General features: G+C 64.2%; 18 protein-coding genes. 5 read left to right on the top strand and 13 right to left on the bottom strand.

Annotated features, from left to right (window positions below):
* Positions 1–11 precede the first annotated feature (11 nt).
* A complete protein-coding gene (locus VIL88_RS00805; RefSeq protein ID WP_414650095.1) occupies positions 12–1319 on the top strand; it encodes an MFS transporter in 1308 nt (435 codons plus the stop codon).
* Here the strand turns inward: VIL88_RS00805 and VIL88_RS00800 are convergent.
* From VIL88_RS00800 to VIL88_RS00770, 7 genes are all read right to left on the bottom strand, one after another.
* Positions 1305–3857 carry an HWE histidine kinase domain-containing protein gene (locus tag VIL88_RS00800; RefSeq protein WP_331984934.1) on the bottom strand — a complete coding sequence of 851 codons (2553 nt, stop codon included), beginning with the start codon at positions 3855–3857 and terminating at the stop codon, positions 1305–1307. The genes VIL88_RS00805 and VIL88_RS00800 overlap by 15 nt on opposite strands.
* The gene (locus tag VIL88_RS00795; RefSeq protein ID WP_331984932.1) at positions 3844–4386 is read right to left on the bottom strand and encodes a biliverdin-producing heme oxygenase; all 543 of its coding nucleotides are present in this window, start codon (positions 4384–4386) and stop codon (positions 3844–3846) included. Before VIL88_RS00795 ends, VIL88_RS00800 begins: the two co-directional genes overlap by 14 nt.
* Before the next feature lie 93 nt (positions 4387–4479).
* Complete coding sequence (locus VIL88_RS00790) at positions 4480–4881, bottom strand: hypothetical protein (RefSeq protein WP_331984930.1); 402 nt, start codon at positions 4879–4881, stop codon at positions 4480–4482.
* Between the two features lie 103 nt (positions 4882–4984).
* Positions 4985–5560, bottom strand: a complete 576-nt coding sequence (locus VIL88_RS00785) for an SH3 domain-containing protein (protein WP_331984928.1) — start codon at positions 5558–5560, stop codon at positions 4985–4987.
* 119 nt (positions 5561–5679) lie between these two features.
* Entirely contained in the window at positions 5680–6336 is a 657-nt protein-coding gene (locus VIL88_RS00780) for an SH3 domain-containing protein (RefSeq protein ID WP_331984926.1), read from the bottom strand.
* Positions 6337–6538: 202 nt separating this feature from the next.
* A complete protein-coding gene (locus VIL88_RS00775; protein ID WP_331984924.1) occupies positions 6539–6925 on the bottom strand; it encodes an acyl-CoA thioesterase in 387 nt (128 codons plus the stop codon).
* 2 nt (positions 6926–6927) lie between these two features.
* On the bottom strand, positions 6928–7521 hold the full coding sequence (locus tag VIL88_RS00770) for a thymidine kinase (RefSeq protein ID WP_331984922.1): 594 nt from the start codon (positions 7519–7521) through the stop codon (positions 6928–6930).
* A gap of 314 nt (positions 7522–7835) precedes the next feature.
* Here VIL88_RS00770 and VIL88_RS00765 point away from each other — a divergent pair, with 314 nt between their 5' ends.
* A complete protein-coding gene (locus VIL88_RS00765) occupies positions 7836–8216 on the top strand; it encodes a DUF2147 domain-containing protein (RefSeq protein ID WP_331984920.1) in 381 nt (126 codons plus the stop codon).
* 2 nt (positions 8217–8218) lie between these two features.
* Here VIL88_RS00765 and VIL88_RS00760 read toward each other — a convergent pair whose 3' ends face one another.
* The 3 genes from VIL88_RS00760 to VIL88_RS00750 form a co-directional block, all read right to left on the bottom strand.
* The gene (locus VIL88_RS00760) at positions 8219–9124 is read right to left on the bottom strand and encodes a DMT family transporter (RefSeq protein ID WP_331984918.1); all 906 of its coding nucleotides are present in this window, start codon (positions 9122–9124) and stop codon (positions 8219–8221) included.
* Positions 9125–9227: 103 nt separating this feature from the next.
* Positions 9228–10460 carry an aminotransferase class V-fold PLP-dependent enzyme gene (locus VIL88_RS00755; protein WP_331984916.1) on the bottom strand — a complete coding sequence of 411 codons (1233 nt, stop codon included), beginning with the start codon at positions 10458–10460 and terminating at the stop codon, positions 9228–9230.
* 148 nt (positions 10461–10608) lie between these two features.
* Positions 10609–11238 (bottom strand): Spy/CpxP family protein refolding chaperone, encoded by a 630-nt coding sequence (locus VIL88_RS00750; protein WP_331984914.1) that lies wholly within the window; start codon positions 11236–11238, stop codon positions 10609–10611.
* A gap of 120 nt (positions 11239–11358) precedes the next feature.
* Between VIL88_RS00750 and VIL88_RS00745 the strand changes: the two genes are divergently transcribed.
* Complete coding sequence (locus tag VIL88_RS00745) at positions 11359–11745, top strand: GNAT family N-acetyltransferase (RefSeq protein WP_331984912.1); 387 nt, start codon at positions 11359–11361, stop codon at positions 11743–11745.
* A gap of 59 nt (positions 11746–11804) precedes the next feature.
* Here the strand turns inward: VIL88_RS00745 and VIL88_RS00740 are convergent, their stop codons facing one another.
* Both VIL88_RS00740 and VIL88_RS00735 read right to left on the bottom strand, forming a co-directional pair.
* Positions 11805–12101 (bottom strand): hypothetical protein, encoded by a 297-nt coding sequence (locus VIL88_RS00740; protein WP_331984910.1) that lies wholly within the window; start codon positions 12099–12101, stop codon positions 11805–11807.
* Between the two features lie 127 nt (positions 12102–12228).
* A complete protein-coding gene (locus VIL88_RS00735) occupies positions 12229–12420 on the bottom strand; it encodes a hypothetical protein (RefSeq protein ID WP_331984908.1) in 192 nt (63 codons plus the stop codon).
* A 130-nt stretch (positions 12421–12550) separates the two neighbouring features.
* On the opposite strand from VIL88_RS00735, the gene VIL88_RS00730 reads away from it, so the two are divergent.
* Both VIL88_RS00730 and VIL88_RS00725 read left to right on the top strand, forming a co-directional pair.
* Positions 12551–13642, top strand: coding sequence for a LacI family DNA-binding transcriptional regulator (locus VIL88_RS00730; RefSeq protein WP_331984906.1), 1092 nt, complete (start codon positions 12551–12553; stop codon positions 13640–13642).
* 55 nt (positions 13643–13697) lie between these two features.
* The gene (locus VIL88_RS00725) at positions 13698–14900 is read left to right on the top strand and encodes a pyridoxal phosphate-dependent aminotransferase (protein WP_331984904.1); all 1203 of its coding nucleotides are present in this window, start codon (positions 13698–13700) and stop codon (positions 14898–14900) included.
* Positions 14901–15019: 119 nt separating this feature from the next.
* On the opposite strand, the gene VIL88_RS00720 is transcribed toward VIL88_RS00725, so the two are convergent.
* Complete coding sequence (locus tag VIL88_RS00720; protein WP_331984902.1) at positions 15020–16126, bottom strand: hypothetical protein; 1107 nt, start codon at positions 16124–16126, stop codon at positions 15020–15022.
* Positions 16127–17370: the final 1244 nt, after the last annotated feature.

Below are 17370 nucleotides of genomic sequence, written 5' to 3'. Positions count from 1 at the left end.
AGGGGATGGGCATGCAGACGGTTGAAGCGATCCTGGAGCGGGCAGGGGCGGGGCGGTTTCAGCGGCGCCTGCTGGCGATTTTCGGACTGGTCTGGGCAGCCGATGCCATGCAGGTGCTGGCGGTGGGCTTTACCAGTGCGTCCATCGCGGCTTCGTTCGAGGTGTCGCTGCCCGAGGCGCTGCAGACAGGAACGCTGTTTTTCTTGGGCATGCTGATCGGAGCCGGCGTCTTCGGGCGGCTCGCGGACCGTTTCGGACGGCGGCGAGTGCTGCTGGTCACCGTGGCCTGCGACGCGGTTTTCGGGCTCCTCTCGGTCTTTGCGCCGAACCTTCTTGTGCTGTTTGCCTTGCGCTTCCTTACCGGCATTGCCGTGGGCGGCACCCTGCCGGTGGATTATGCGATGATGGCCGAGTTCCTGCCGGCCCGGAATCGCGGCCGCTGGCTGGTGATGCTGGAAGGCTTCTGGGCGGTGGGCACCGTGGTCATCGCGCTTGCCGCATGGGTGGCCAGCCTCGTCGTGCCGGCCGATGCGTGGCGCTGGATCTTTGCCGTAACCGCTTTGCCGGCGCTGATCGGTATCTGGTTGCGCCTGTGGGTGCCGGAGTCGCCGCTTTACCTGCAGCGGCGGGGGGACGAGCAGGGGCTGAAGGCGGTGCTTAACGATGTGCTGCGCACCAATGGCCACGAGAAGCTGCCGCCGGATGCGACGATCTCGGCTCCCCCGGTTGTGCAGGGCGTGGGGCTGTTTTCCCCAGAGCTGCGGCGAAGGACCCTGTCGATCCTCGTCGTGTGGTTCCTGGTTTCGGTTTCCTATTACGGCGTGTTCACCTGGCTGCCGTCGCGGCTGGCGGCGGACGGGTTCGGCTATGTGCGCGGCTATGGCTTCCTCGTGGTGGTGGCACTGGCGCAGATCCCCGGCTATGCGCTGGCGGCCTGGGGCGTGGAGGCGGTGGGCCGCAAGCCGACGCTGATCGGCTTCCTGCTGCTCAGTGCGGCTGGGTGCGCGCTGTTCCTTGTCGCCAGCGACGGCTACCTGATCGGCGCGGCGATCCTCACCATGAGCTTTGCTCTCCTCGGCACCTGGGGCGCGCTCTATGCCTTCACGCCCGAGCTCTATCCCACGGCGTCCCGCGCCACCGGCATGGGGGCGGCCGGGGCCATGGCGCGGCTGGGCGGGCTGCTGGCGCCGTCCCTGCTAGCCGTAGTCTTCGTGCAGGACTTCAACCTGGCGATCGGGCTCTTTGCCGGCTTGCTGGTGCTGGCGGCCGTGGCCGCCCTCTTCGTCAACGCCGAGACACGCCGCTCAGTGCTGGCCTAGCGCCGGCATGAGGCGGCCCAGCTCGGCGAGGATTGCCTCACGCGAATAGGGTTTGCGCACCACCGGAACATCGGCAAGGGTCCTGGCGATGCCGTCGTCGCCATAGCCCGTGGCGAAGATGAAGGGGATGTTCCTTGCACGCAGGGCATGGGCAATCGGCTCGGAATTGCCGTCGCCCAGATTGACGTCGAGCACGGCGAGGTCGGGGAGATTGCGCTCCAGGTAGGCGAGCGCCTCGGCCGAGGAGGTGACGGTGGCCAGGACCTCAAGGCCTGCATCTTCGAGGATCTGCTCGAGGTCGAGCGCGATCAGCATCTGGTCCTCGACAATCAGCGTCCGGATGCCGGCGAGATGGGCTGTGGACCTGCTGCCCGCAAAGGCCGATGCTGCAGGCTTGGCCTGGGACCGGACGCTCCGAAGCGAAACGAACTTCGGAGGAATGCGGAAACGCGCCACGACACCGGTGGGGTGATACTGGACGTCGCTTTCGCCGCCGAGGTCGAAGGGAACGCTGCGGTCGATCAGCACTGTGCCGAAGCCGCGGCGGCTGGGCGGGCTGACGAGAGGGCCATCGCTTTCGACCCATTTGAGGTCGCAGGCGCCGACATTGTCGACGTCCCAAGTGACATCCAACCGCCCGCCAGGACGGGACAGGGCACCGTATTTGGCTGCGTTGGTGGACAATTCGTGCAGCACCAGCGCCATGATGGAGAAGGAGCGCGCATCCATCCAGACGTTCGGGCCTGTCAGGGTGATCGTGGTGCCGTTGCCGCGATAGGGCAGCAGTTCCGCCTCCAGCAGATCCTGCAGGCCGCCGCCGCCTTCGCCGCGGATCACCTGATCGTGGGCAAGCGAGAGCGCCTGGATGCGGCCGCGGAGGGACTCAACGTAGGCCTCCAGAGTTTTTTCTTCTTCGACCGGGTTCGTCACCAGCGACTTGATCACGGCAAGGATGTTCTTGACGCGATGGTTGAGCTCCTCGTTGAGCATGCGGTGGCGGACTTCGGCCTTGGCGCGTTCGTCGGCGAGGAGTTCAGAATGCTGCAGAATGACACCCACGAGAGCCGCGCGTGCCGCATCGGCGAATTCACGCTCCTGTTCGGTCCAAGGCGTCGACTGGTGGTGCACGGTCTCCTTCCAGATGGCGAAGCTCTTGCGCGGGGTCAGGCGGTCGCCAAGCGGACCGGACTCATAGGTTTTTTCCGGATTGCCGGCCCATTCCAGCGTCTGCACCATCTCCTTGCGGAAGAGGAAGACGTAGTCGCGCGGGCGCTGTGACAAGGGGAGCACGAGCGCTCCCGCTGCATGTTCGGCATATTCATCTGCGCCCGAGACGACATCGGACAGCTTGTGGGTGGCCCAGACGCGGCCGCCCTCCGTCACCGTATCGGCAAAGCGCGCTAGGCCTGGGATGGCATCGGCAGGCGGGGTGTTGCCAGAGAGGGTCAGCTTGCCATCGAGCCACATGGCGAGGCCATTCGCCGGGATCAGCTTGCCGAAATCGCCCAGCCGTTCGCGCAGAAGTTCGTTGATGTCCTCGACGCGCACGGCTGCCCGCAGCAAGCCATCAAGTGCGTCGCGGGCGGCGGTCGCGGCGTCGAGCGACTGCTTGTGGCGGAGAGCCGTCAACTGCAGCGAGAAGAAGTCGCCGAACATTTCGGCCGCCACCCGCTGCGCCATGGACAGGGTGCGGGGGCTGTAGTGATGGCAGGTGATCAGGCCCCAGAGGGCGCCGTCCACGATAATGGAAATGGACATCGAAGCGCCGACGCCCATGTTGCGCAAATATTCGCAATGGATCGGGGAGACGCTGCGCAGATGGGCAAAGGACAGGTCGAGCGGTTCACCGGATGGATCGAACTGCGGACTGATGCGGATGCGCTCGAAATTGGCATCCGAGATGATGCGGATGGTGTTCTTGAGGTATAGGGCGCGGGCCTGAACGGGGATGTCGCCTGCAGGGAAATATTGGCCGAAAAAGCTTTCGAGATCGGCGCGCTTGGCTTCGCTGATGACCTTGCCGGCGCCATCCTGGCCGAACTGGTAGATCATCACACGGTCATAGCCGAGCATGCCCTGGACCAGCCGGGCGGTATCACGGATGAGCCGGTCGACCGATCGCAGCGCGGAGATACGGGTCAGCATGGCCCGGGCAAGTTCTAGAGGCTTGGCAATGTCTTCGCCAGCGGGCTCGAACTCGATGATGGCATTGCCCTTGAACCGGTGTACCGCGATGTCGAAGCGGCGACCGTTAGGCAGCGCCTTGTTGAACAGGAGGGCCGAGCGCGTGCCCTCGGGTGTCCGCGCCAAAGCATTGCGCATGTCGTGCTCGAGGGCGTGGCCGACGATGCTGGCGAGATCCCGACCGTTGAGATCGCCCTCGACGCCAAGCAGGGCCTGACTGTTGACAGAGTGCCGCACGATCGAGGTGACGCTGACATTGCAGGCCAGCAGGCAGCCATGGGGCTGGATGCTGCCGGGGATGTGGATGGGCTCCACGTCACAATTAGTAAGATTGACTGGACTAAGCTCGTTCATGCGCAGGCTCGGCGTAAATGGAGAGAGCGAAGCGGAACGTAGCTTCGGCGGCGGCAGTGACAGCGTCGGTGGCAGCGCTGGTGGAATCCAGCAGCGCTACGAAACGGCGCCAGCGGTCGTGATCGGCGGCCTGCCTGGCAAGGTGGCGGGCACCAAAGGCAGAAGTGAGGCCAAGCTTGCCCGCCTCGCGCACCAAGAGGCGCGCGCCCAGCCCCGAACCTTCCAGTACATAGGCGACACCGAGTTGGGCCGCCTCGCTGGTCAAGGGCAGGGGGAAGGGCGTTGTCGATGGCCGGCTCAGCCTGAGATCGGCAAGGTCCTCGGCAGCCAGATGTGCGACGGGATCGATTGGCCAGACCGGCTCCGCGGCCAGCATGGCGGCTTCGACGGCGTGGCGGAAGCGATAGGTGTTGCGGGCGAAGTGGCAATAGGTGGCCAGATCGCTGAAGTGGCCGACGGCATGGTCGAGCTGTTCATGGGCAGGTGCAGTTCGTGCGCGCAACGCGCCGCGCAAGGTTTCGTCAGGCAAGGCAGGCTCCAATTACCGGCACAGTAATGGAGCCATCTGCGCACGTCACCCCGAATGATGCGGGCAGGTAAACCTGCCCACATCGCGTTTCAACTACTCGGCGGCCTGAAGGGTTCCAAACTTTTGCGAAGAAGGTGACCAGACGATCCAGGCAAAGAGCAGGACGCCCAGGAAGGTGGTCAGCGAACCGATGGCGAGAATGCCTTCGAGGCCCGGAGTGCCCTGCAGGACCAGGTAGAGCGAGCCGCCCATGACGATGACGCCAAGCGTGTAGATCACGTATTGCGCCAGGGCGAGGCGGCTGGTGGCCTTGGCCGGGTTGAGCGCGTAATAGCCGCCGAACAGGGCGCTGGTTACCCAGCCGAGCAGGTTGATATGGGCGTGGGCGCCGGTGACATTGTGGTTGCCGCTGACCGACATGTGGATGCCGACCGAAATCCCGACCACCAGAAACAAAATGGCCGAGCGAAAGAAGTAGTGCGAAATTGCTGGCATGTTTTCCCCCTTGCGTGGCGCCTCCTCCATTGGCGCGACACAGCAAGGATACGCCTGTCGCGCCCGGAGGTGAAGTGGGGGCCGCTACGAAGAGTGCGCCAGATCAGTAAACGCGGACGGAGGAGAGGGCGCCCTGCAGATATTGGTCCAGCACCGGCTGGGATTCGATGATGCGTTCGCAATAGCTCTGGAAGAAGCGATCACGGCAGGCGGCGACGGAGGTGCCGTAGAGGCGCACCGAGTTGAAGCGGTTGTCGAGGCCGGCGAGGTGGAGGTCGCGGATGACGCGGCCGCTGGAGAAGCAGTATTCGAGGCCCGAATAGTTGCTGCCGGTGTAGAAGCAGGCGGTGCCGCCGCTGGGATAATCGGGATTGATGCCGCCGGGCCAGTCTGCGGACGTCTTGCCGAAGGAGATGTTGTTCTTGTCGGTCCAGCCGCGGCCGGTATCGCCATCGACCAGGCACCAGAGTTGCTGGCAGCGCAGCACCTTGATGTGAAGATCGGCGGCGATTGTGCCGGTGACGTCATAGGCGGTGCCCGGCCCTTCGCGCAGGGTGAGCGGATCGGTGCTCCAAGCGAGGGTGCCCGACTCGGAGAGGGCAGAAGCGGGGCTGAGGGACAGGCTCAGCGCCAGGAAGGCGGCGGGGAGAGCACTCAGGAGACGGGTGAAAAGGCGCATGGCAACAATCCTCTACCGGCAAGTGGCGCGAACCTATCCTGACAAGGTCCATGATCCAAGAGGGCAAACAAAAAAGGCGCGGCCGGAGCCGCGCCTTTGAAGATGCTTGTTGCTGCCGCTTAGCGGACGCGGACCGAGACGACGTAGTCGTCGAAGTCACCCAGCGAGGAGGCGCTGGTGGTGTAGGTGCGGCAGTCGCGATAGTTGCGCTCCGAGCAGACCTGGACCTCAAGGCCATCGGGATTGTCGATGGAGGAGATGCGGTCGGCCCAATCGGCCAGGTTGCCGACGCGGTCGCCTTCTTCAAGGCAGAAGCTCTCGCCGCGGAAGCGGGTACGGTCAAAGAAGCAGACCTCACCATAGGCGGGCTCAACGACAACCGGTGGGCGCGGCGGACGCTGAGGCTGCTGGCCGACACCGATATTGATGTTGGGGCCATTGGGGCCGGTGGAGAAGCCGAAGGAAATGCCGGGCTGCTGCGGATTGACCACGCCACCGCCGGCGGCGCTCAGGTAGTTACCCGAGACCCAGCCGTCCGGGCCGGGCTTGGAAATGTAGCACCAGGACCCCTGGCATTGCTGCACGTCGACCGTGGTGCCGCGGCGCACGGTGTCGACCACGGCATAGTTGGTGCCAGGTCCCTGGCGGACGTTGATGTTGCTGGTGATCGTGCCGGGGGCAGCGTTGGCGGCCGGGAGGAAGACGACCAGTGCAGTGGTGGCCACGGCAACGCCGGTGGCGACATTCAGCAGGGTCTTGCGGTTACGACGGTTCATGCTTGGCGCTCCTGTAGTGCTGGTCCAACCGGCCCGAATGGGCGACGCTTGCGGTGGCCAGTATTTGGTTGAACCAACGGAAACCCTCGGAAAAGAGTTCCGGCGGAACGGAAATTGTGGGCAGCTCCGATGCTTTGCCAGCATCGGCGTTGCTGGTGTTTTTTCTAGAAAGGCGCGGCTGAATGCTGGCTGAACGACAGCGTCAGGAATCGATCCGCCGCTTGGTGCCGTCTTCATTGAGCGCCACGTAGACAAAGCGGCCCTCGGTGACCTTGACGCGGTCGGCCAGCTTGTTGCGGCGGGCCCAGGCTTCCATGCCGACGGTGATCGAGGTGGTGCCGACGCGCTCGACGGTGGTGTAGATGCACAGGACGTCGCCGACCTTGACCGGGGCGATAAAAGTCATGGCTTCGACGGCCACGGTGACGGTGCGGCCTTTGACGCGCTCGACCGCGGCAATGGAGCCGGCGATGTCCATCTGCGAGAGGACCCAGCCACCGAAGATGTCCCCGGCGGGGTTGGTGTCGCCGGGCATGGCGAGGGTGCGGATGGTGAGGGTGCCCTTGGGTTCGGTTTCATCGTGGTGCATGATCAGGGTCCTTTCACGGGCCAGCGGCCGACGGCTTCTTCCCAGTGTTTGCGGCAAAGCGAGATATAGACCGATTTCTCGATGGCGACCTGTTCGCCCGCGGTGAGCACGCGGCCATCTGGGCTTTGGCGGACCACCATTGTGGCCTTGGCGCCGCATTCGCAGATGGTGCGGATTTCGCGCAGGACATCGGCGATGGCGAGCAGCTGCTCGGAGCCGGGGAAGAGCTTGCCCTGGAAGTCGGTGCGGAGACCGAAGCACATGACCGGGATGCGCAGGCGATCGCTAACGCGGGCGAGCTGCCAGACCTGGTCAGGAGTGAGGAACTGCGCCTCGTCGACAAAGACGCAGTCGACCTTGCCGCTCTCGGTTTCCTCGCGGATGGCGTGGAAAAGGTCGTCCTCGCTCGAATAAAGCATGGCCGGCTCGGAAATGCCGATGCGCGAGGAAATGAGGCCGACGCCGTTCTCGACATAGAGCGAGGACGTGTAGAGCAGGGGCCGCATGCCGCGCTCGCGGTAGTTATAGGCTGCCTGCAGCAGCAAGGTGGACTTGCCGGCGTTCATTGCCGCAAAGGAAAAATAAAGCTTGGCCATGGCGTGGTTGTGCCGGAGCGCGGGAACTTGCGCGAGAGGGTATGACGCGCGCTCCACAAAAAAGAGGCCGCCCGGGGGCGGCCAGAAAGCCGATGATCGGCGGAGAGCCAGGGTTGGCAGCCAGGGTCTCCAGAGCCGGGCGCGACGTTGGGGACGTGGGGCGCGGCAGTCCGGGCCATTGGGGATGGGCCGGGAACAGGCGAGAGGCTAAACTGTTTCGATGACGCGAGCATGACAGCCGCTCTCGCCGCTGTTCAGTTGCGGTTCAGCTTGCCGGAGGCAGGATCGCCCCGTTCCCGAATGGAGTTGTTGCGATGCGGAAAGCGGTTCTGGTTCTTGGTGCAATGGCGCTGCTGGCGCAGCCGGCGCTGGCCTCGCCCGAGGGCACCTGGGAGATCGAGATGCGCGATTCCCGCTACAAGGTGGAGATGTGCGGCGACGGCACGCAGCTGTGCGGCACGCTGATCTGGCTGGGCAACGGCGCCGACAACGCCGAGAACCTGCCCTACCTCAACACGATGATGATCGATCACGCGCAACAGGTCGGACCCAATCAGTGGAAGGGGGACCTCCACATCTACGGCCAGACCGCCGGCGGCACGATCACGCAGGTGAGCGAGGACCAGATCACGCTTAAGGGGTGCGTGGCGCTGATCATCTGCAAGACCTACCAGATGTATCGCTACGCCGAGTAGCGCTAATTGGTCGGGTGCGGCAGGTGCATGCGCCGCCGCGCCCATAGCGGCGGCAGGGCCTCCACGGCGAGAATGGCCATAAAGATCAGCGCTGCGCCGGCATAGCCGATGGGCGGCAGGCGATCACCCAGGAGCAGGGCGCCGCCCAGGGCTGCAAACAGCGACTCGGCGGAAAGGATGATCGCGGCGTTGGCAGGCGGCACATATTGCTGGCCAACGGCCTGGAAGGTGAAGGCCACGGCGGTCGAGAGAATGCCAGCATAGGCGAGTTCGACCCAGCCTGCGGACAGGTGGTGCCATTGTGGTGTCTCGAACGCGAAAGCCAGCGGCAGGGCGATAGCACCCGCTGCCAGGAAGCTGAGCGCGGAAACGAAGATGGGCAGGCCAGTCGCCTGGGCAACGCGACCGAGCAACGTCACGTGGACAGCCCAGAAGAGGGCACAGCAGACGATCAGCGCATCGCCGGTGTTGAAGCTCGAGAGACCGCCGCCATTGAGATAGTAGGTCCCGACCAGAGCCAGCGGCACGCAGGCATAGATGATGGGGTGCGGGCGCGTGCGGAACAGCAGGAAGCCCAGAACGGGCACGAAGAAGACGTAGAGACTGGTGAGAAAGCCGCCATTGGTCGCCGTCGTGGTGGCGAGGCCCGCCTGCTGCAGCCAAGAGCCGAAGAAGAACACCAGGCAGATGACGAGGATCGTGCTCCACTGCGCGGGTTGCAGCTTTTCAGGCTTGCGGCGCCGTTCGAGCAGCGCCAGCGGCAGGACGCAGAAGCCGCCGAGGAGGTAACGCACGCCCATGAAGGTCAGGGGGCCCATCGAGTCCATGGCGGTTTTCTGCGCTACGAAGGCGAAGCCCCAGAGCATGGTGCAGATCAGGAGCATGAGGGCGGCGACGATGCGGGGCATGGTGGTCTCGCTGGGTGGATAGGGGCGTCGAGGATCGGGGCGCTCACCACCTCCTCCCGGCCTCCTCCCAAGGGGGAGGGGGGTAGACTGAGAGTTCAGGTGGCTACGGCAGTTCAGCGTCGAGGGCGGTGACGAGTTGGGTGATTTCTTCGGGCGTGGTGTAGTGGACGAAGGAGAGGCGGAGGACGCCGTGGTTGGGGTCGATGCCCAGGGCTTCGAGCAGGCGATAGGCGTAGAAGTGGCCTCCGCTGGCCATGACCTTGTGACGGGCGAGACGGGCCGCAACGGCAGCGCCCGGCTCCTCGAGCGCCAGGGCGATGGTGGGTGCGCGGGTGAGGGGATCGGCAGGGCCGATGAGGCGCACAGAGTTCTTGCCGCTCAGGTAGTTCAGCAGGGGCGTGGCCAAGGCAACTTCCTGGGCGCGCATGGCGGCGTGGGCGCGGCGGAAGGGATCGGCTCCCTCCGTTTCCGGCCCTGCCATAGAGGCAACGGCCTCGAGGTAGTCGACCACGCCGGAACTGGCGGCAATCTGCGCGTGGTCGGGCCCGGCCGGCGTCAGGCGGTAGCGCGGCTTGCCCTCGTTGAAATAGTGCCCTTGGTTGGGGAGCGAGAGCGCCAGGTCCGGCCGGATGGCAAGGACGCCCTGGTGAGGACCATAAATCTTGTAGGCGGAGAAAAAGTAGATGTCGGCGCCCAACGCCGTCACATCCGGCAGGCCATGGGGCGCGTAACTGACGCCGTCGATGGCGGTGACGGCGCCGACCGACCTTGCCCGTGCGGTGATCTCAGCAACCGGGTTGATCTCCCCGGCAATGTTGGAGCAGTGGGGCGCAGCGATCAGCTTGACCCTCGTGTCGAGAAGCCGATCGAGATCGGAGAGGGCCAGGCGTCCGGTTTGCGGATCAACCTTCCACTCGCGAATCTCGGCGCCCATGCGCGCCAGGCGGCGCCAGTTGCCGGTGTTGGCTTCGTGGTCCTGGTCGGTGACGATCACGACATCGCCTGGCTTCAGCCAAGCGGCGAAGGCATTGCCCAGGACGTAGGTGTTGGCGGACGAGGAGGGGCCGAAATGGATCCAGTCGGGCGAGACGTTGAGGGCCTGCGCCATGCGGGTGAAGCTCAGGTCCATGGCTTCACCGGCTTCTCGCGAGGCCGGATACACACCATAGGGCTGCACCTTGGTGGCGCGGTAGAAGCGGTCGAGCTTGTCGAGCACCTGGCGCGATGTATAGGAGCCGCCCGCATTCTCGAAGAACGCCTGGCCCTCTAGTGAGGCTTCGCCGAAGGCAGGGAAGTGGGCGCGCAGGCGGGCGGAATCGAGTGGTAGGGCGGTCATGGTCTATCCAGTTCGGGGTGCCCGATTGGTAGAAGATGGGAGCCCAAAAGCAAACCCCGGCTGTTGAGAGCCGGGGTTCCTGGCAGGGGCGGGTCGGCCCACTGCCGTGGCGATGCTCCGCTGGAGGGGCGGAGGAGCGCCGAACGGTCTAGCCGTTGGTCTGGGTTTCGGCGGGTGCCTCGGACGGTGCCGGAGCCGGGTTGTCGGACGGGCCGGGATGGCGCGGACCATTCATGCCCCAGCCGCCCTGATCATCGCGGTCGCGCATCGGCCGCTGGGGCCGGAGGTTAGCCTTTTGCTCTTCGGAGAGGCTGTCGAAGAAGGCGACGGCCGCGGGCTGTACCGCTTCGAGTGCTGCGAGACGGGCCTTTTGCAGTTCGATGGCCTTGTTCAGCCGCTCGGCAAGATCGGGCGTTGCGGCGGCCTGATCATCCGCGGGAGCGGCGGGGCGCAGCTTCTCGGTTACCGCCTCGAAATCGGTCGCGGCAGCCAAGGCGGCGGTGCGGAATGCGTCGAACAGTGGCTGCTGTTCGGCCGAGAGGTCAACACGGTGGCTGAGGCGCACCAGGGCGATCTCGATGGCTTCCGCACCACGCTCGAAGCTGAGGAAGTCGCCTCCACCAAGCGGTCCGCCATTGCGAGGGCCGCCGTGATGATCGCGGAAAATGCTGTGGCTCTGCTGGGGGACTGGCTGCTGCGCATAGGCGGGAACGATGGCAGTGGCGCCCAAGGTGGCGGTGAGGAGAGCCGCCGCGGCGGTTTTGGAGATCAGTTTCATGGTCTAATCCTTTGCATGGGAGCCGGCTGGACCGGCAGGATCGACACTAGACGAGGTGACCTGTTCACGACCTTGCGAGGGGATGAACACTTGGTCAGGTTGGTAATGAAAGAGGCAGGCTTGATCGAGATCGTGAGTGATCCGTTTCCCACGGACGAGGCCATTAATGCGCTGTGGCTTTCCGCGTGGAAGAGCAAAGGACCCAAGAGTTTCGCGCCTGTGCTGGGGCGCAGCCTTGCCCATGTGGGGGCTTTCGACGGCGATGCGCTGGTCGGCTTCGTCAATGTTGCTTGGGACGGCGGGGTTCACGCCTTTATCCTCGATACCACGGTGCATGCCGACTACCAGCGCCGCGGCGTCGGACTTCTGTTGCTGGCGCGGGCCAAGGACCTGGCGCAGCAGCGCGGTGCCCATTGGCTGCATGTCGATTTCGAGCCGCACCTCGAGGATTTCTACCGACGAGCAGGCTTTGCGCCAAGTCTGGCAGGTGTGTTGCGGCTCACCTGATAAAAAGAAGGGCCAGCGCGAAGCTGGCCCAGGTCAACGTCAGTCAGGAGAAGTGGAGGTCAGCTCTCGCCGCGGCCGGGGGACCAGTGGCGAAGAGTGCGCCGGGGAGCAACTGCTTCCGCCGGCAGGTTGCCGCGCAAGGCAATGCGCGCGACTTCGTAGAGCATCACAAGAACAAGAATGGTCAGCGGCACCATGAAGGCCACGATGGGCGCATCAGGCTGGCTGGCCAGGTGTGCGGCCGTCGCGGGCGTGACGCCGGCAAGAAGCGCGGCAACAGAGCCGCCGCCGACCAGGGCTGTGGTCGCGATGGCGATACGCTTGAACTTCCGCTTGGGGGACGCAGATTTGTGCATGGGATCGACGTCCACCTTGCTGTTGCGATGGAGCGACTAAGCCAGCGGAATGCGTTTCGAGTTTGGGGCCAATGGGGTGATCGGCAGACCATTTCATGGCGGCAATGTGGCAGGTGTTTTCCTGGTGCTAACGATAGGCGTGGGAGCGGAACTGATGCCGGGCAAGTGGGGGATGATGGCGAACAAAGTTCCAAATCTGCTGGAGCATTGGCGTCAGCAGCCCGTCGCGGCGGATCACCTGCGGCGCGGCGCGTTCGGTGTCGGGACGTTCCCAGGCCTGATCATAGACAGTTTTGAACATATAACTTGCGGGGATCATCTTCATCTCCTGTTGAATCGATTCAAAAAGCGAGTGTACGATGTCTTGAACCGGTTCAAAATATGCGCTTCCCCGCAGACAAAATCAAGTGAAAATTGAACCGGTACAAATTATGTGCTATGTCTTTGGGATGGTAGCGAAAATCAGTGGCAGCGGCGGCGTGCAGCCAGACGGTACGGTCAAACTCCGCGACGTGGCTAAGGCTGCGGGCGTGTCGCAGGGGACAGCCTCGAACGTCTTCAGCAAGCCCGATCTGGTGCGCGAGGAGGTGCGCGAGCATGTCCTCAAGGTCGCCCAGGAGATGGGTTATGCCGGCCCCAGCATCACAGGGCGGCTGCTGCGCCAAGGAAGGGTCAATGCTGTCGGTGTCGCGGCGATCGAGCCGCTGAGCTATTTCTTCGAGGATCCGTGGGCGCGCGACCTGCTCAGGCACATTTCCAATATCTGCGACGCACAGGGGGCAGGGGTTGCCCTTGTCTCGGCACTCAGCGATGAGCGGGTAGACTGGAATATCCAGTCAGCGGTGGTCGACGGCTTTATCCTGCTCTGCGTCGAGGGCGGGGACAGGCTTGTTGAAGTGACGCGCGCTCGGCAACTTCCCTACGTCGCCCTGGCCATTGGCGGGGATGACGACAGCATTCCGGCCATCGGCGTCGACAATGTCTCGGGTGCAAGGGCCGCAGCGGAGCACCTCATCGGACTGGGGCATCGGAACCTTGCGGTGCTGGCGACAACCTTCGGGCTTGAGGGCATGGGCCCGGTTGACGAAGCGCATGTGCGGGCGGCGATGTATTCAACCTCGCGGGACCGGGCGCTAGGCTATTGGGAGGCATTGGAGGCCGCCGGCATACCCATCGGCAGCGTGCCGATCTATGAGACGCGGGAAACGCGTGCCAGCACACAGGCCATGATGGAGCTGATGATGGGCGCCGAGACGACGCCTACGGCCATCCTCGCCATGTCGGACAAGGTCGCCATGTGGGCCGTTGAATGGCTCTTCCGGCACGGGATGAACGTGCCCGGAGACGTTTCGATCGTGGGATTCGACGGTGTGCCGGAAGCGGAAGTGGCAACCCCGCCGCTGACCACCATGGAACAGCCAATGGCCGAGATCGCGCAGATGGCCGTGGATGCGGCGCTGGGCGGCAAGCAGATGACGGGCAAGCGATATCTCGAGACCAGGCTCGTCGTGCGCGAAACGACGGCGCCGCCGCGCGCCTGAACTTGCCTCGCGTGCGCCAAGGCAATATCAGTCTGCCGGCATTTGGGAGGCTGTGATGGGATTTTTGTCGGAGGCACTGGGGCGCGTGGCGCCGTCGGCGACGGTTGCGATCAGCCAGAAGGCGCGCGACATGGCGCGGGACGGGCGCGACATCATCGCGCTCTCGGCCGGTGAGCCCGACTTCGACACGCCGCTCCATGTGCGCGAAGCTGCCATCCGCGCGATGAACGAAGGCAAGACGCGCTACACCAATGTGGACGGCATCCCCGAACTCAAGGAGGCGGTTGCCGCCAAGTTCCGGCGCGACAACGGGCTCGAGGTGACGGCTGCGGACTGTTTCGTGGCCTCGGGCGGCAAGCAGATCATCTTCAACGCCCTGATGGCGACGCTCAACCCCGGCGACGAGGTGGTGGTGCCGGTGCCCTATTGGGTGAGCTATCCCGAGATCGTGCGCCTGTGTGGTGCCGAGCCGGTCTTTGCGGTGGCAGACGACTCAACCGGGTTCAAGCTCAAGCCGGAGGTGCTGGAAGCGGCGATTACGCCCAAGTCCAAGTGGCTGATCCTCAATACGCCGAGCAATCCGACGGGCGCGGCCTATTCGGCCGGGGAGCTCAAGGGTCTGGCCGAGGTGCTGTTGCGGCATCCGCATGTGCATATCCTGACCGATGATATCTACGAAGTGCTGGTCTATGACGGCGGGCAATTCGCCACCATCGCGCAGGTGGAGCCACTTCTGCGGCCAAGGACGCTGACCATGAATGGCGTGTCGAAGTCGCATGCCATGACCGGCTGGCGCATCGGCTATTGCACCGGGCCGCGGCCGCTGCTGGCGGCCATGACCAAGCTGCAGAGCCAGTCGACCACCAATCCGAGCTCGATCGCGCAATGGGCAGCGGTGGAGGCGCTCAATGGACCGCAAGAGTTTCTGGCGGAGTGGCGGGACGTGTTCCAGCGTCGGCGCGACATGGTGGTCAGCGGGCTGAACGCTAACACTGGGCTGGATTGCCTCGTGCCGGAGGGGGCGTTCTATGTGTTCCCCTCGTGCAAGCGGCTGCTGGGCAAGACCAGTGCCGGGGGCACGCTGCTGGCGACGGACGAGGATTTCGTCATGGCGCTGCTGGAGGAAACCGGCGTGGCGCTGGTGCATGGCACGGCGTTCGGGCTGTCGGGCCATTTTCGGCTGAGCTATGCGGCGAGCGATGCGGAGCTGGCGGAGGCGGTGGCGCGGATCCAAGGGTTCTGCGCGGGGATCCGGTAGGGGTTCTAGCGCAGCTGGGCGTCACCCTCGGGGTTGAGCCTAGGGGGCTGTGTTTAGTCGTCGCATCGTAAGTGTAGGGCCCTCGGGTCGAGCCCGAGGGTGACGGCCGGTGGAGGTGGCTACTTGCCCATCCATGCCATGAAGCCGGTGGAGTCGCCGCCGGCCTGGGCGAACATTTGCGTGAGTTTGCTGGTGGTGGTGTAGCTGTCGACGGCGGCCTGGTAGAAGGCTTCGCTCCAGCCGGCAGCTTGGCGTTCCTCGGGACTCATGGCGCCGAAGAGGGACATGATGTTCTGGCTGAAGGCGGTGGGGTCGCTGGACTTGGCCGCGTTCTGGAAACCGGCGACCAGGGCGGCGCCGCTCTTGCCGCGCATGGCGGACTGGGCGGCCGAGACTTCGTCGGCGCTGAACTTGCCGGTCTTGTCGAGCACGATGGCCGAAAGCGAGCGGCTGTCGAACTTGGACATGTCGATATAGGTGCCGATGGTGGTGGTTTTGTTGAAGGTCGGCACCTTGCCGGCGGCATTGGCCTCGGCATAGAGCGCGTCGAGGGTCTTACGGGCTGTGGTGGCGACGTCGGCAATGGGCCGCGGCTTGATCTGCTCGCCGGCCTCCACCAAAGCCAGGTAGAGCGCCACGGGGTCGTCCTCGCCGGCATCGGGCAAGGTCTTGCTGTCGGCCTGCAGCTGCTTTTGACCCTCGGTGACGGCGGCACGGCCCGCGATCCAGTCGGCGCCGGCTTTCTCCTCGGGGCCGAGGCTGTCGAGATATTCTGCGGCGGCCTTGTAGAGGCCGGTGAAGCTGCCGGTGACCTTGGCAAGGGCGGCGGGACCTGCCAGGGCCGCCTCGAAGCGGCGCTGCATTTCGATGCCGGCGGCAGCGCGTTCGTCTTCGCTGAAACTGTCGTCGCTCGCCATGGCAAAGAGCTCCCGCGGGTCGAGGCTCGACAGATCCAGCGCCAGTTGTTCGCCTTCCAGGGGACTGGTGCGGCCAGCATCTTTCAGTAGCGCAACCAGCTTGGTGCGGGCATCGGCGAGCACCTGGGCGAAATCTTTGGCGGCGAGGGCGGCTTTGGCTTCATCTGACAGGGTGACGGTCGCGGCAGCCTTCTGCGCCGTTCCGGCCTGCGCCGCGGGAGTGGTAGCAGCGGCGCCTGGCGCCGAGGCCGCAGCGGCTGCTGCCTTGTAGTAGGTGTTGGTGGAATAGGTGCTGTTGACGGCAACCATTGGACGCTCCCCGGCTCGTATAGGGACATGGTTGCAAGCGCCGTGCCGGAGAAAATTGTTGAGTGTCAGTGTGCTGGTTTGGCAGGCTATGCGTGGCGGCAGTTCTTGCCGGGCAGAAATGGCTTAAAAGAAAGGCCCCGCCCGAGGGGAGGGCAGGGCCTGGAGGTCAACAGCACGAGCTAAGACCTTGGAGAGGCGGCCCACGATTGCCGCCGATCTTGCGGCGCCACTATCGGACTGGCCAGAAGAGGAGACAAACGCCGATTCTGAAGGTCTGCCATGCAAAATCCTGCAGACCAAAAAAAGAGGCTCCAACCGAAGTTGGAGCCTTATGATAGGGCCGAAGCCAAATCGAAAGTTTTGGTCCAGCGCAAGGGAGGAGGATATGCGCCGAACCGGGTGGACCCAAGCCGAGGGAGGAGGATACGGCTTCGATCCGGTGTCGCAAGAAGCGGGTCCGAGGGAGGAGGATACGGAGCGGCTTCACCAGCGACACGAACAATATAGATTTTGACCGTTTGGTCAGCAATGCATAGGTCAACATGACTGCCATGCATTCTGCACAGCGACAATCTGTCAACCTGGGCTCGTTAGGCCTGGGCGAACAACGCGCGAGCGTATGGCTGGTTGCCTGCGGCAGCGCGAAGCAAAAAAAAGCCCCGTCCGAAGACGGGGCTCATGACTGGGCCGAAGCCAAATCGAAAGTGGGGCAGAGAGCAAGGGAGGAGGATATGCACTCTGCCAATGAACCTTGATCGAGGGAGGAGGATACGATCTCGGTTCAGTGTCGCGATACGGGGTCCGAGGGAGGAGGATACGGAGCGCGTCTCAGCGACCACCCACATATGAACTCTACTGATCAGATAGACAATAGAGGGTTGAACATGTCAGCCATGCAAAAACGCAAAGCTCACAGGGCAAAAAATATGGCCCCGCTCGAGGGGAGAGCGGAGCCATAAAGTTGCGAGACAAAGTCTCACAAGGAGGGAACGCAACGGGCGCAAGGGAGGAGGAGAAGCACCCGCTGTGTGAGGAGGCATATAGGGGGTGAGCTTCTGCTCAACAATCGGGCAAGCGGCATGAAAGCTATGCAGTCAATGCATGCAGGAAGCTCATAAAAACGTCATGTGCGGGAGAGGGATTCGGGGGTGAAGTAGACGACGTCTCGGAGAGTCGAAGGCGTATGCCGCCGAGGCTTAGAGGGCGCGGTGGTTCGCTGAGGGACCCCCACCCTCGGTCCCTCC

Origin of the sequence: Devosia sp. (assembly GCF_036563435.1) — a bacterium.
Lineage (GTDB): Bacteria > Pseudomonadota > Alphaproteobacteria > Rhizobiales > Devosiaceae > Devosia.
This window is presented reverse-complemented; position numbering and strand designations above follow the sequence as displayed.

Excerpts from the sequence above, each read along its gene's own strand:
- VIL88_RS00805 (WP_414650095.1), top strand. The coding sequence starts at position 12 with ATGCAGACGGTTGAAGCGATCCTGGAGCGGGCAGGGGCGGGGCGGTTT.
- VIL88_RS00800 (WP_331984934.1), bottom strand. The coding sequence starts at position 3,857 with ATGAACGAGCTTAGTCCAGTCAATCTTACTAATTGTGACGTGGAGCCC.
- VIL88_RS00790 (WP_331984930.1), bottom strand. The coding sequence starts at position 4,881 with ATGCCAGCAATTTCGCACTACTTCTTTCGCTCGGCCATTTTGTTTCTG.
- VIL88_RS00785 (WP_331984928.1), bottom strand. The coding sequence starts at position 5,560 with ATGCGCCTTTTCACCCGTCTCCTGAGTGCTCTCCCCGCCGCCTTCCTG.
- VIL88_RS00780 (WP_331984926.1), bottom strand. The coding sequence starts at position 6,336 with ATGAACCGTCGTAACCGCAAGACCCTGCTGAATGTCGCCACCGGCGTT.
- VIL88_RS00775 (WP_331984924.1), bottom strand. The coding sequence starts at position 6,925 with ATGCACCACGATGAAACCGAACCCAAGGGCACCCTCACCATCCGCACC.
- VIL88_RS00770 (WP_331984922.1), bottom strand. The coding sequence starts at position 7,521 with ATGGCCAAGCTTTATTTTTCCTTTGCGGCAATGAACGCCGGCAAGTCC.
- VIL88_RS00765 (WP_331984920.1), top strand. The coding sequence starts at position 7,836 with ATGCGGAAAGCGGTTCTGGTTCTTGGTGCAATGGCGCTGCTGGCGCAG.
- VIL88_RS00760 (WP_331984918.1), bottom strand. The coding sequence starts at position 9,124 with ATGCCCCGCATCGTCGCCGCCCTCATGCTCCTGATCTGCACCATGCTC.
- VIL88_RS00755 (WP_331984916.1), bottom strand. The coding sequence starts at position 10,460 with ATGACCGCCCTACCACTCGATTCCGCCCGCCTGCGCGCCCACTTCCCT.
- VIL88_RS00750 (WP_331984914.1), bottom strand. The coding sequence starts at position 11,238 with ATGAAACTGATCTCCAAAACCGCCGCGGCGGCTCTCCTCACCGCCACC.
- VIL88_RS00740 (WP_331984910.1), bottom strand. The coding sequence starts at position 12,101 with ATGCACAAATCTGCGTCCCCCAAGCGGAAGTTCAAGCGTATCGCCATC.
- VIL88_RS00735 (WP_331984908.1), bottom strand. The coding sequence starts at position 12,420 with ATGATCCCCGCAAGTTATATGTTCAAAACTGTCTATGATCAGGCCTGG.
- VIL88_RS00730 (WP_331984906.1), top strand. The coding sequence starts at position 12,551 with ATGGTAGCGAAAATCAGTGGCAGCGGCGGCGTGCAGCCAGACGGTACG.
- VIL88_RS00725 (WP_331984904.1), top strand. The coding sequence starts at position 13,698 with ATGGGATTTTTGTCGGAGGCACTGGGGCGCGTGGCGCCGTCGGCGACG.
- VIL88_RS00720 (WP_331984902.1), bottom strand. The coding sequence starts at position 16,126 with ATGGTTGCCGTCAACAGCACCTATTCCACCAACACCTACTACAAGGCA.